The organism is Nitratidesulfovibrio sp. HK-II (assembly GCF_003402415.2).
Lineage (GTDB): Bacteria > Desulfobacterota > Desulfovibrionia > Desulfovibrionales > Desulfovibrionaceae > Cupidesulfovibrio.
The window spans coordinates 3,557,010-3,569,834 of sequence record NZ_AP036014.1 but is presented as its reverse complement, the minus strand read 5'-3'; the positions used below and the strand labels follow the sequence as shown (position 1 = coordinate 3,569,834).

At 66.3% G+C, this 12,825-nt stretch carries 9 protein-coding genes; 3 read left to right on the top strand and 6 right to left on the bottom strand.

Annotation, left to right across the window (positions count from 1 at the left end; genetic code table 11):
* Positions 1-70: 70 nt before the first annotated feature.
* A complete protein-coding gene (locus RVX_RS15095) occupies positions 71-463 on the top strand; it encodes an EF-hand domain-containing protein (RefSeq protein WP_116308002.1) in 393 nt (130 codons plus the stop codon).
* Positions 464-674: 211 nt separating this feature from the next.
* Here RVX_RS15095 and RVX_RS15090 read toward each other — a convergent pair whose 3' ends face one another.
* Together RVX_RS15090 and RVX_RS15085 are read right to left on the bottom strand one after the other, a co-directional pair.
* Entirely contained in the window at positions 675-2,540 is a 1,866-nt protein-coding gene (locus RVX_RS15090; protein WP_116308001.1) for a sensor histidine kinase, read from the bottom strand.
* A complete protein-coding gene (locus RVX_RS15085) occupies positions 2,521-3,327 on the bottom strand; it encodes a response regulator transcription factor (protein ID WP_116308000.1) in 807 nt (268 codons plus the stop codon). Before RVX_RS15085 ends, RVX_RS15090 begins: the two co-directional genes overlap by 20 nt.
* A gap of 327 nt (positions 3,328-3,654) precedes the next feature.
* Here RVX_RS15085 and RVX_RS15080 point away from each other — a divergent pair, with 327 nt between their 5' ends.
* On the top strand, positions 3,655-4,200 hold the full coding sequence (locus RVX_RS15080; RefSeq protein WP_230404816.1) for an RNA polymerase sigma factor: 546 nt from the start codon (positions 3,655-3,657) through the stop codon (positions 4,198-4,200).
* A gap of 247 nt (positions 4,201-4,447) precedes the next feature.
* Positions 4,448-5,332 carry a flagellin gene (locus RVX_RS15075; RefSeq protein ID WP_116307998.1) on the top strand — a complete coding sequence of 295 codons (885 nt, stop codon included), beginning with the start codon at positions 4,448-4,450 and terminating at the stop codon, positions 5,330-5,332.
* Positions 5,333-5,698: 366 nt separating this feature from the next.
* On the opposite strand, the gene fliD is transcribed toward RVX_RS15075, so the two are convergent.
* The 4 genes from fliD to RVX_RS15055 all read right to left on the bottom strand — a co-directional run bounded on the left by fliD (position 5,699) and on the right by RVX_RS15055 (position 12,793).
* On the bottom strand, positions 5,699-7,432 hold the full coding sequence (gene fliD, locus RVX_RS15070; RefSeq protein ID WP_116307997.1) for a flagellar filament capping protein FliD: 1,734 nt from the start codon (positions 7,430-7,432) through the stop codon (positions 5,699-5,701).
* Positions 7,433-7,477: 45 nt separating this feature from the next.
* On the bottom strand, positions 7,478-8,971 hold the full coding sequence (gene flgL / locus RVX_RS15065; RefSeq protein WP_230404814.1) for a flagellar hook-associated protein FlgL: 1,494 nt from the start codon (positions 8,969-8,971) through the stop codon (positions 7,478-7,480).
* A 37-nt stretch (positions 8,972-9,008) separates the two neighbouring features.
* Positions 9,009-11,081: a flagellar hook-associated protein FlgK gene (gene flgK, locus RVX_RS15060; RefSeq protein WP_116307996.1), complete on the bottom strand. Its 2,073-nt coding sequence runs from the start codon at positions 11,079-11,081 to the stop codon at positions 9,009-9,011.
* Positions 11,082-11,215: 134 nt separating this feature from the next.
* Positions 11,216-12,793 carry a flagellar hook protein FlgE gene (locus tag RVX_RS15055; RefSeq protein WP_116307995.1) on the bottom strand — a complete coding sequence of 526 codons (1,578 nt, stop codon included), beginning with the start codon at positions 12,791-12,793 and terminating at the stop codon, positions 11,216-11,218.
* Positions 12,794-12,825 lie beyond the last annotated feature (32 nt).

The following is a 12,825-nucleotide window of genomic DNA, read 5'->3' as shown; positions in this document are numbered from 1 at the left end:
GCGTCGCCGCACAGGCCGCCCATCATCCATATGGCACACGCGGCCCGACGGGCCGCTTCAGGAGAATCGCATGAACCAGTCCCGTGTTCCCCTCATCACCGCGTTGTTTTGCGGCCTGCTGCTGCACGGCGAATTCACGGGCGTCGCCTCCGCCTCCGCCGACCCGGCCGGGCAACCGGCCCCGGCCATAGGGGAGGCCCAGCCCGCGACGCCCACCGAGGGGGCGACCACCCCTGCCCCTGCCCCCGCCCCTGACCGGGCGCGCGCCGCGAGCCGCTTCGAGATAGCCGACCGCGACGGCGACGGCAGACTCACCCGCACCGAGGCGGGCCATCCCGAAACGGGGTTGCCCGTGGTGGCGCGCGAATTCACGGCCATCGACGCCGATGGCGATGGCCTTTTGAGCAAGGCGGAACTGCTGCGCTACGGGCGGGAGCGGCGGCAGGCCCGGCAGCCGTCGTGACGATAAGGCGGGAAGTTTTGACCCAGTAAAGAAATGTAAAGAAGCCGCCCGGCAAAATTTGCCTGGCTTTGCCCGCCCCGCACGTTGCCGTGCGGGGCGGTTCTTTTGCGGATGGAGAGAGTGTGCGGGTGGAGCGCGGAAGGCGGCCGTGGGGCGGCCACGCCGGGGCGGCGGCCACGATATCAGGGCGCGATATCAGGGCGCGGCCTGGCTACGCGGGCAGGCGGAAGGCAACCTTCAACCCGCCCTGGGGCAGGTTTTCCGCCGAAATGGCCCCGCCGTGCAGTTCCACGGCGCGCTGGGCGATGGACAGGCCAAGCCCGGTGCCCGTGCCGCGCGGGGCGTTGCCTGCCCGGAAGAACGGCACGAAGAGCAGGGGCAGATCGGCCTCGGGCACGCCCGGCCCCTGGTCCTGCACGGCGATGACGGCGTAGCGCGCCGGATGGGGGCAGGCGGAACGGACCGGGCCGCCGTTGGTCCCGGCCACCCCGTTGCTCCCGTTGCTGCGGTCGTTCCTGCCGTTCCGGCCGGCCTGTTCCGGTTCCGGCACGTGGGCCTGCGGCGGCGCGCCGCAGGTTCCGGCGGCCTCGCAGGACAGCGATACCGTTACCCGCGTGTCCGGCGGCGAGAACTTCAGGGCGTTCTGCACTACGTTGTCCAGCGCGCCGTAAAGCATCTCGCGCATGCCGTGGAACGGGGCGCACGCGCCATCCACGCGCAGTTCCACCCGCTTGCGCTCGGCGCGGGCCTGGAAGTCCGTTTCCTCCACCAGTTGGACCAGCAGTGCGGGCAGGTCGAACCACGCGGGCGGCGCGTCCTCCTTCTGCTGATCCAGATGTCCGGTGGCCAGCAGGTGGGCGCTGAGCGCGGAAAGGCGCTCCGCGTCGTGGCGGATGCGTTCCAGAAAGCGCTGCGACTCGGGCGAGACCGTGCGCGAGGCCATCTCCAGCGCCAGGGCCACGCGCGACAGGGGCGAACGCATTTCGTGCGACACGTCGTGCAGCAGGCGGCGCTGGGTTTGCAACAGCTCTTCGGTGCGTTCGGCCATGGTGTTGAAATCGTTGGCGAGGCGGGCAAGTTCCGTGCCGTGCGAGGCCACGTCGCCGTTGACGCGCGCCTGCAGGTCGCCCCGGGCAAAGCGCTGCAGCACGCTGCCCACCTCGTCTATGGGGCGGCTGGTCTGGCGCAGCAGCAGGTGCAGCACGCCGCCCGCCAGCACCATGGCCATGGCCAGGGGCAGCACGAAGGGCGGCAGGCGCATGTCCGGCGGGGCGGGCATGTCCTTGCGCAGGGTGAGCACCCCGTGCCCGCCGCCGGGCAGGTCGATGGGGTCGGCCATGAGGATCACCGGCCGGAAGGTGAACGGGGGGGGGATATCCAGCAGGGTCGCGCCCGTGGCACGCGCGTCCTCGGCCTGTTCGCGGGCCTCCGCCTGCACGGCGGCCTCGGTTTCCGGATCCTGCGTGGCGGAGGGGGGCGGCGGAGGGGGGGCTGAACCGGACGGCATGGGCGACCCGGAAAGCGGGGGGGGCATGGGCGGCACGCGGCCTTCCAGGGCCGCACGGATGCGCTCCGGCCAGGACATGTGCGGGGGCGGGCCGCCGTAGGGCGAGGAAGGGGAATCCCCTGGCGCGCCCGGGGCGACGGCCCTTTCCCCGGCGGGCGCGCCGGGGCGGTCGCCCCCATCTGGAACGGAGGCCGACGAATCGGCGACATCGGCGGGTGTGCCGTTCCTGTCGTCGTTGTCCCACGCCACGCCTGGCCTGGGCGGCGCGTCGAAGAAGGGCACCGGCGAAACCGGGCCGTTGTCGGCCAACGGCTGCAGCCCGGCGTCGTGCACCACAACGTGCACGCCGCGCTTGCGCAGGGTGTCCAGCAGGGCGTTCAGTTTGTCCGCGCGTCCTTCGGCCATGTACTCGGAGACGCGCTCGCCCAGCAGGTCCAGCAGCATGACGTTCATCTGGAACGGTCCGAGCCTGGGGCGCGTCTCCAGACGGATGCGGATGAACGTGCCCAGGGTGAAGATGCCGCAGCCTACCAGCAGCAGCACCAGCAGCCTAACCGGCCACGTTCTCATGCCCGGTCCCGAAGCGCGGTTCCGCGCCGTCCTGGCCGCCGAAGGTCGATTCCGTGGGCGAAACGCGGAAGTAGTAGCCCATGCCGCGCACCGTGCCCACGCGCGGCTGGCCGTCGTCGCAGGGGCCCAGCTTCTTGCGCAGGTTGCTGACGTGCACGTCTATGGACCGGTCGAAGGGCAGTATCTCGCGTCCCAGCACCCCGCGCGAAATGTCCTCTCGCGCGACGGTGGCGCCTTCGGCCTCCAGCAGCAGCACGAGAATGGCGTACTCCACCGGGGTCAGGGGCAGGGGGGCGCCGTCACGCAGGGCCGTGCGGGCCGAGCGGTCCACGGTGATGCCCCCGAAGGAAAGGTTGCGCTTGCGGTACGGCCCCACGCCGCCCACGGCCGCGCCCAGGCCAGCCGCGCCCGCCGCCGTGCCGTGGGTGCGGGTGCGGCGCAGCACGGCGCGCAGGCGCGCCAGCAGTTCGCGCGGCACGAAAGGCTTGGGCACGTAGTCGTCCGCGCCCATCTCCAGCCCCACGATGCGGTCCACGTCGTCGCCGCGCCCGGTCAGCATGAGCACGGGCAGCGCCGAACGCGAACGGATGGTGCCGAGCACGTCGAAGCCGCTGGTATCCGGCAGGGCCACGTCCAGCAGTGCCGCGTCATAGTCGCCCGACAACGCCCGCGCGAGGCCCTGGCCACCGGTGTGGCAGGGTTCCACGGCAAGCCCTTCGGGAGCGAGATATTCCGTAAGCAGTGCGCAGAGTTCCTTGTCGTCGTCGATCAACAAGACTCGATCCATGATGTCACCCTCTGGGCGGTGGCACATATTTCCCGATTGCCGCTTGCGACCGGTATAGTGCAAGAATCACGCCCCAATGATTTCCGTGAGTGTAAAACAATGTAAACTAGTGTGTCCGACGCTTTCAAAACACTACCCGCCCTGAACGGACAATGTGGGCGGGCGCGCGTATACATACAGACAACCCGCAATGCGCGGGACTTGGCTTTTCCACAATTTCCGGCGTGGTGCATGGACCCGGTTGCCGCAATTCCGGCTCCACAGAACGCACGACTGGAGATGAAGATGGAAGCCAATACAGGAACCGCTACGGACATAACGGCATGCATGACCGGCGACGGAAAGGCATGGCGTCGTTTCGTGTCCGTCTATGCCCCGGTGATCCACAAGGCCGTGCACTACACCCTTCAGTGGAACGGCGGGGCCGCCGCAGGGCTCGATGCGCAGGACGTGACGCAGGAGGTGTTCTGCCGTCTCGTCAGCGACGAGTTTCATCTGCTGTCCACCTACGATCCCGCGCGGGCGGGCATGGCCACCTGGCTCAGCGTCGTGGCGCGCTCCACCGCGCTCGACTGCCTGCGCGCGCGTCGCACCGAGCGGATGGTGCGGCACGAGCCCTACGTGGAAGAGGAACTGGCCGAACGGCTGTGGGCGGATGCCCCCACCCCGGCAGGCTCCGCGCCTGACGCCCACGAAGAGTTGGACCTGCCCCCCGGTCTGCTGAGCAGACGGCAGAGCACGGTGCTGCGGCTGCTGTTTCAGGACGACCTCGATACCGATGAAGTGGCGCGCACGCTGGACATCCATCCCAAGACCGTGCGCAGTCTGAAGCAGAACGCCCTTGCGCGGCTGCGGCACCACTTCTGCCTGTGATGCGCGCCGCGCAACGCAAAGGCCCGGAACACTCCGGGCCTTTTCTTTGTGCCAAAGGCAGACGCCACAGGCAATGCAAAGTAATGCAAAGATACTGTTATGAACATTAATTGCGTGATTTTGCCGGTGCTTATGGAATTTTAAAAATTAAGAGAGCGGTGCAAGACCGTCGATAAGGTCATCAAGCATGCGCTGCATGCACGGCAGAGGCACACAAGGATAGTGTATATTTCATGGAGGAAAGCATATGTCTCTCGTAGTCAACAACAACTTTACGGCGCTCACCACGGCCAATACGCTGAACGCAACGTACAGCAAGCTTGAGAAGTCAACCCAGCGCCTGTCTTCCGGCCTGCGCATCAACTCCGCCGCGGACGACGCTGCGGGCCTTGCCATTCGCGAACTGATGCGTTCGGACATCAGCGCGCTGAATCAGGGCGTGCGCAACGCCAACGACGCCATTTCGCTGATCCAGACGGCGGACGGCGCCATGGAGACCATCGACGAAAAGCTCATCCGCATGAAGGAACTGGCCGAACAGGCCGCCACCGGCACCTATAACTCGGACCAGCGCCTGATCATCGATTCGGAATACCAGGCCATGGCCTCGGAAATCACCCGAATCGCCAGCGCCACCGACTTCAACGGCATCGCGCTGCTGAACGGCAACCTGTCTGGCCAGACCTACGACGGTTCGGGCCTGACCTCCACCGGCCAGTTGCACATCCACTTCGGCTCGGGCAACGACAGCGCGCAGGACTACTACAACATCCGCATCGGCTCGGTGTCGGCGGAGGCCTTGGGCCTTGGCAACACCACCACCGGCGCGGGGGCGAGCATCTCCACCCAGCAGGCGGCGCAGGACGCCCTGACCGCCATCGACAACGCCATCATCTCCAAGGACCAGATCCGCGCCTCGCTGGGCGCCATGCAGAACCGGCTGGAGGCCACCATCACCAACCTCGAGACCCAGTCCGAAAACCTTTCCGCCGCGGAATCGCGCATTTCGGACGTGGACGTCTCGATGGAAATGACCGAGTACACCAAGCAGCAGGTGCTGGCGCAGACCGCCGTGGCCATGCTGTCGCAGGCCAACTCGCTGCCGCAGATGGCGCTTTCGCTGATCGGTTAGGCGTCTACCGGAGGGAGTGGGCCGCTGGAAGCCCGCTGTCCGATGGTGGGGGGGGAAACGGCGAAACTGCGGACACGCATACGGCAAGGGGCCGGGCATATGCCCGGCCCCTTTTGCGCGCCGTGCGCCAGCGGATGGGCGAGGGGACGCGCCGAAAGCACCCGGATGCGCGCCGCCTCAGGCATCGGGTGACGCATCGGGTGGCGGGCGAGACGCGCGGACTGCGACCGTGGGCGGACGACGGGGAGCGCTTTCGGGGGGCGGGCGCAGCAAGGGGGACGCCCGGTGTCGGGGGTCCCCCTTGCTGCCGCGTCCTAGCGGCGCCTTGGCCGAACGTGCGGCAGACGCGCGCCGTCGTGCCCCCGGTCAGTCATCCAGCGAGGCCAGCAGTGAGTCGATGGTGGTCGACAGGCTGTCGTAGCTGGTGAGCAGGGTTTCCAGGTTGGAATAGCGGGTGCGCAGGCGGCTTTCCACCAGGTCCAGCCGTTCCTCTTCCTTGGAGATGGATTCCGCCAGTTGGTCCAGGATTTCCTGATAGCTGTCCTCCATGATCTGGAGGGTGCCCTCGGTGCTGGTCATGTCCTCCAGGGTGTCGACCAGTTGCCCTATCTTGCCCTGCTTGAGGTACACAGTGCCGGTGTAGGCGCCGTCGGCGGTGTTGTCCACGGTGAGGGCCAGGCCCGCCTCGTCCTCGCCGGACGCGCCGGTGATGGTCCAGCCAGAGATGGAGGCGGCGTTGCCGTTGATGTAGGCCGAGGTGATCTCGCCGTTCTCGATGGTGTACGACACCTCGTAGTCGCCCGCCACCGTGGTGCCGGAGATGGAGCTGTCGAAGGAAAAGTCGCTGGAATCGGTGGAGCCCGTCGAATCCGAGGACAGCAGCGAGGCCACGGCTTCCGGGTCTTCGTCGATGGCTTCTTCCAGTTCGTCGTAGTCGATGACCAAAAGACCGAAGGTTTCCGAGTCCTCGTCGGCGTCGGTGGAGATGCCGATGGTGGAAAGGCTGGTGAACAGGTCACCGGTGTCCGCGTCCGCGTCGTAGTAGGAAAAGCCCAGCCCCTTGGTGGCCAGGATGTTCTTCAGGCTGTTCTGCACCAGGTCGATGCCGTAGTTGCTGGCCAGCACCGAAGCCGCGCTGTCGTCATCGTCATCGTCGTCGTCATCCGAGTCGGACGCCGTGGCCGTGGACACCGATTCGGACACCGTGCCCTGATCCTGCAGGTCCATGAGCAACTGCAGGATGGTGTTGATGCTTTCGACAACGGTTTCGACGGCTTCCACCATGGCGTCGGTGTCCAGTTCCACGGTGACCGTGGTACCTTCATCGCCGGTGGTGGTCTTGAGCTGCAGGGTCACGCCGTCGATGACGTCGTCGATGGAGTTGGTGTCGCGCTCTATCCATTCGTCGTCGGCGGCGGGAAAGCCGTCCACCTTGATCTGGGCGTTCTGGGCCTTCTGGGTGTTGGTGAAGGCGTCCGCGCCCATGGCGTCGAAGCCGGTGTCGTTGATGGTCACGGTGTTGTCCGCGCCAAGGTCCATGCCGCGTATCTGCAGGTGGTAGGCATCCCCTTCATTGATGACGCTGGCGCGCACATCGTCGCTGTTGCCGTCCGCGTTGTTGATGAGGTCCACGAATTCCTCGAGCGTGGTGCCCGCCGGAACGTCGATGGTGTACGTCTCGTCGCCGTAGGTGAGCGAGAAGGTCTGGTCGGTGTCGGTGATGGAGGTGTCGGTGGAGGCGTACCCGTCGTCGCTGCTCCAGATGTCGTTCTGGGCCAGCTGGTTGATGACCACGTTGTGCGTGCCGGCCTCCGCCTCGTTGTCCACCGAGACGGTCAGGCTGGTCTCGTCGGACGAGGAGCCGGACTTGGTGAGAAAGTCCGAGACGCTGTCGTAGTCCTGCAGCGTCTGGTACAGCGTGGTCATCTGGGTTTCCAGGTCTTCCACGGCGGCCAGTTGCTCTTCGTACGCCGTCTCCTTCTCGGTCATGCTGTTGTAGCGGTATTCCTCCACCGCCATCTGGGCCTCGATGATCTCGTCCCAGTCGGTGCCGGTGTTCAGGCCGGTGAAGGTGATGGAGCCGGACCAGTAATCGGACATGGTGCCTCCGTGGTTGCCGTCGACTACAGCCGGGCTACGGACGGATTAGAGATAGTCGAGCAGGCTCAGATTCATCACGGCGGACGAGGTGCTGAGCACCGCCTCGTAGATGGTGGTGAGCTTGGAGAGTTCCGTGGCCAGCGCCGTGGTGTCGGCGTCGAGCGTGTTGCTCACCGTGCTGGTGGCCGTTTCGGTCAGCAGGGTGTTGGCCGTCTCGATGTGCTCCAGCCGCACCTCGCGCGCGCCGATGTCGCTGGCGGCGGAAAGCATGGTGGCCTGCCCTGCCGTAAGGGCCTCCAGGCTTTCGGCGATGCCTTCCTCGTTGTTGGTCTCCAGGTAGCCGATGAACTGGCCGATGGCCTCGAACAGGTCGCCCTCGCCCGTGCTGGCATAGCTTTCGCCGTCGGCGCTGTAGAGCCCGCCGAACACGTCCAGCCCGCAGCTGTTGATGGCGATGCTGGACGAGGTGGAAACGCGCACCGTGAGGTCGGTGGAGTCGGAGGTGACGGTGAAGGTGTCGCCCGCCGCAAGGTCGCTGCCGCTGCCCGCCGAAAGTTCCAGCGTGCCGCCCGGCACGGTCAGGGTGCCGTCGTCGGAACTCTGCACGTCGGACCAGGTAAGCCCTCCGTCGGAGGAATAGCTGTACGAAACCGGCCCGGCCACGGTGGTGTCTTCCTCTATGCGCACCACCACGGAATCGCTGAAGGTGCCGGTGGCCGTGGCGGTGACGTCGGTGTTGCTCTGGGCCGTCACCTGCGCGCCGTCGTCGGCGTCGCCGGTGTAGATGGCGGCAGGGCGCACGGTGATGCGCGTGCCCGCGCTGGTGTCGTCGTCGGACACGGCGGTGACCCCGGTGCCGGACTGCATGTTCACTTCCACGCCGTCGCAGGAAAGGGTGGTTTCCCCGGCGGCCAGGGTGGCCTCCGTCCAGGTGTCCCCGCCGTCGCTGGAATAGCGGTAGGTGATGGCGTCGGTGCCCACGGTGCCGTCGCCGGTGAATTCGATGCTGATGCTCTGGTCCGCCTCGCCATCCACCGAAAGCACGGCGCTGCCCGCGCCGGAGGCCAGGGTGGCCCCGGTCACCGTGGCCCCCAGGCCCAGGGTGTAGGCGTCGCCGCCCGAATCGCGCCCGGCGAAGATGGATTGCCCGTTGTACTCGGTGTTGGCGTAGGTGATGAGCTGCTCGTACAGGCCGCGCGCCTCTTCGGCCGCGGCCTCGCGGTTGGCCTCGGACAGGGTGCCGTTGGCGGCCTGCTCGGCCAGCTCGATGAGCTTGGTGAGCACGGTGCTGGCGTCGCCCAGGGTGTCGTCGGCCAGCGAAAGCCAGCCCTGCGCGGTTTCCAGGTTGCTCTGGTACTGGGTCAGGTGGCTGAGCAGCGAGGTGTTGTCGAGCACCACCTCGGTTCCGTAGGGGTCGTCCGAGGGGCAGTTGATATTCTGCTGCGTGGCCATCTGGATGGTCACGCGGTTTATCTGCGATTGCAGGCTGGTCATGTATTTCAGCGAGTTGTCATAGGTCATGCTTGTAGAGATGCGCATGGCGTGCTCCGGCGGGGTACCTGAAGGCGGTTTTCGGCTAGTCCCTGAGTGAAAGGACGGTCTCGAACATCTCGTTGGCCACCTGGATGAGCTGGGCAGCCACGCTGTAGGCTTGCTGGTACTTGGTGAGGTTGATCAGCTCTTCGTCGGTGTTCACGCCGGACACGGACTGCTGCAGCTCGTCGGCGTTCTCGGCCAGGGCGCTGTAGTAGGTGTACTTGCGGGCGGAGGTGTCCACGTCGGTGCCCGCGTCGGATACCAGCGACGCCAGATGCTCGCTGAGGGTCTGCGAGGTGGATGCGCCGTACACGTCCAGGGTCACGTCCGCGTCGGCCAGTTCGGCGAGATTGTTGGCGCAGGTGGAATCGCCGGAAAGCACCTCGCCCGTGGCGTCCACCACGGCGGCGTTGACCCGGTTGGGGTCGTCCAGCACGGCATCGGACACGGTGATGGTGCCCGCGTCGTAACCCGAGAAGAAGGTGTTGATGCCCAGCGCCGCCAGCGTGCCGGTGGTGTCGCCCGCGAACTGGAAGGAATAGCCGTCTTCCGAGGTGATGGTGAGCTGGCCGTCGCTGATGGTGGCCGTGAGCAGGCCGGAGAAGGTGGTGTTGATGGCGTCTGCCACGTCTTCCAGGCTGTCGGAAGCGGGGTCGATGGTGATGGACGACAGCGTTTGCACATCGCCCGTGTCGTCGTCGTACACGGAGATGGACAGGGTGCCCGAGGTCAGCCGGTCGGCGTAGGCAAGGCTGCTGTCCGAGAGCGCCGTCGTGGCGTCGTCCACGGAATTTTCGGAAGTGGCGGACGAATAGTTGGTCAGCCCCGCGCCCTGGCTGTGCACGTAGTTGACCTGCCAGGCCAGTTCCTCGGCCAGGGCGTCCAGTTCTTCCAGGTATCCGCCCACGTACTGGTCACGCGTGGCCAGCAGCCCGGCAAGGCTGCCGCCCGTGAGGCGGTTGTTGCTGTCGGAACTGGTGACGTCGATGGGGGTGATGTTCACCTTGCTGGAGGTGGTCTCGTACCAGTACACCCCCGACTTCGCCATGACGGTGAAGTCGTCGCCCACGGCCAGACTGCCGCCCGCCGTGGCGCTGGAATCGGACGACGAGCCGAACCAGATGGACACCCCGGCCACGGTCACCTTGTCGTCCTCGCCGGACGCGGTGAACACCAGGGTGTTGCCGTCGTCGTCGGTGAGCCAGGTTTCGCCGCCGTCCAGCGACACCTTGTAGGTGGCCGCCCCCGCCGAACCGTCGGTGCTGCCCGCGCTGACCACCTCTATGGCGATCTCGTAGCTGCTCTCGCCCTCGAAGTAGATCTGCCCGTCGAAGGTGGAGGCCGAGGTCAGCGACATGCTGGCCTGCGGGCCTTCGTAGGCCAGCGTGTAGGTTACGTCGCCCTGCACCAGGGTCTGGCCTTCCTCCGTGTACACGGTGACCTGTCCGTCGTCGTTGTAGACCACCGAAAGGTCCAGGTAGGTGGCAAGCTCGCGCAGGGCGGTGGCCTGGCTGTCGAGCAGGGTGGAGTTCTCCGGGTCGGCCGCCAGTTGCGAGTTGAGGTCTGCCAGGGTGTCCAGCAGGTCGTTCACCTCGTCCACCTGCTGTTCGATCTGGTCGTTCAGGTCTTCCTGCACGGCCTCCAGGCTGTCGCTGGTGGAATTGATGAGCGTGGTCAGCGTTTCGGCGTAGCCGGTCAGTTCGGTGCGCGCGGCCTCGCTTTCCGGGTCGGCCGCCAGCGCGTCGAGGCTGGTCCAGAAGGCGTCCAGCGCGGTGGACAGGTCGTAGCCGTCGTCGTCGCTGTCGTCGAACAGCGTCTCGACGGACGAGAGCGTACTGGTGATGGTTTCCCACATGGACGCGCTGGAACTGCTGTCCAGGTACTGGGCCTCGGCCGTTTCGCTGAAGTGGCGGGTGATTTCCGCAACCTCCGCGCCGGAACCGTAGGTCAGCCCCCCGCTGCTGGTGGTGGGGCCGGTGGTGTATTGCACCGTCTGGCGCGAATAGCCCTCGACATCGGCGTTCGAGATGTTGTTGCTGGTGACCGAAATGCCGATCTGCGCGTTGGAGAGCGCGCTGGAGCCGATGTTGAAGATGGAGCTGAGCGAGGACATGGCGCGTCCTTACGGGAAGCCCGTGCGTTGCGGGTGGGGGCCTTCCGGCGATGGCCCGGACGGAGACGGGCAGCGCCGGAAGGCCCGTCGCGGCGCGCGCGGGGTCGACGAACCCCACGCGCGCCCCGAAGGCGCTAGCGCTTCAGGCCAAGGGCGGTCTGAAGCATTTCGTCCACGGTGGTGATGACCTTGCTGTTGGCCTGGTAGGCGCGCTGCATCACGATGAGGTCCACCATCTCGCCAGAGACGTCGACGTTGGATTCCTCCAGCTTTTCCCCGTAGATGCTGCCAAAAATGCCCTGGCCTGCCTGACCGATGTTGGCCGTGCCCGATTCCGTGGTGGCGGAGTACAGGTTGCCGCCCTCCAGGTTCAGCCCCTGGTCGTTGTCGAAGCTGGCCAAGGCCACGATGAACAGGGCCTGGGTCTGGCCGTTGGAGTAGGTGCCGTAGATCACCCCGGCCTCGTCCACGTAGTAGCTGGTCAGGTAGCCGGTGGCGTAGCCGTCCTGGCTTGAACTGTCGGTGCTGCTGGCCGAATCGTGGCTGGTGGAGCTGTCGGTGTCGTAGGCGGTGGAGGTGTAGCCGAACAGCAGCGTGCCGTCGGTGCCGATGTCCGCCGCGCTGGTCACGGTGGTGTCCCAGCCGTCGGTGGTGGACTTGGCCGACACGCCGAAATCGAGTTCGATCTCTATGGCGTCGGCCTCGTCGGTGGTGCTGGCGTTGTCGGAACCGGAGAAGTTGCACGAGAATACCGGCAGGCCGTCGGCGGAGATCTCGGCCAGGGTCCAGTTGGAAAGGTCGGTCAGGTCGCCGGTGGCGGTGGAGCTGAGCGTGAAGGCGGTGGTGGAGGTGAGCGCCCCCGTGGCGTCGAAGGTAAGGGTGCCCGCCATCAGCAGCCCGGCGGCCGAGGTGCCGGACACGCTCTGGCCGTTGATGGTGCGCACGTCCTCGCTGGGGTCCATGGTGACGATGTATTCCCAGGTGGTGGTGCCGGTGGTGGAATCCTCCACCTGGTCGAAATACACGGTCAGCTCGTGGGCCGATCCCGCCTCGTCGTACACGGTGATGGTGGTCTGGTACTCGTAGTCGGTGGTGCCCAGGGGGTCGTCGGCGCTGCCGTCCCATTCGGTGAGCAGCGAAAAGTACGGGTCGGTGGTGGAGGTGGCGTTGTCCTCGCCGTCGGAATCCAGGTTCACAGACAGGGTGACGTTGGTGGTGGCCGACGCGGGTGCGGTGCGGCTTTCAAGCTGGATGTCGCCGAGGGCGCCGGTGGTTGCCGGGTCGCTGGAGGTGGCGGTGTCCGGGTCCACGGCCCAGCCCTGCACCTGATAGCCGGAGGAGTTCACCAGGTAGCCTTCGTCGTCGAAGGTGAAGTCGCCCGCGCGGGTGTAGTAGACCTGCCCGTCGTTCTGGGCGTCTTCCACGATGAAGTACCCTTCGCCCCCGATGGCCATGTTCATGGATTCGGAGGTGTCCTGGTACGAGCCCTGCGAGAAGTCGGTGGAGATGGTGGAGACGGTGGAACCGTTGCCCACCTGGTCGAGCCCGCTGGACGTGGTGAGGGAGGAATAGAACACGTCCTCGAACAGCATGGACATGGACTTGTAGCCCGTGGTGCTGGAGTTCGCGAGGTTGTTGCCGATGACGCTGATGGACTCGGAAGTGCTCTGCAACCCCGAGACGCTGGTGTACATTGAAGAGGAAAGACCCATGGCGGCCTCCCGCGTCGGTGCGCGTGCTGGGT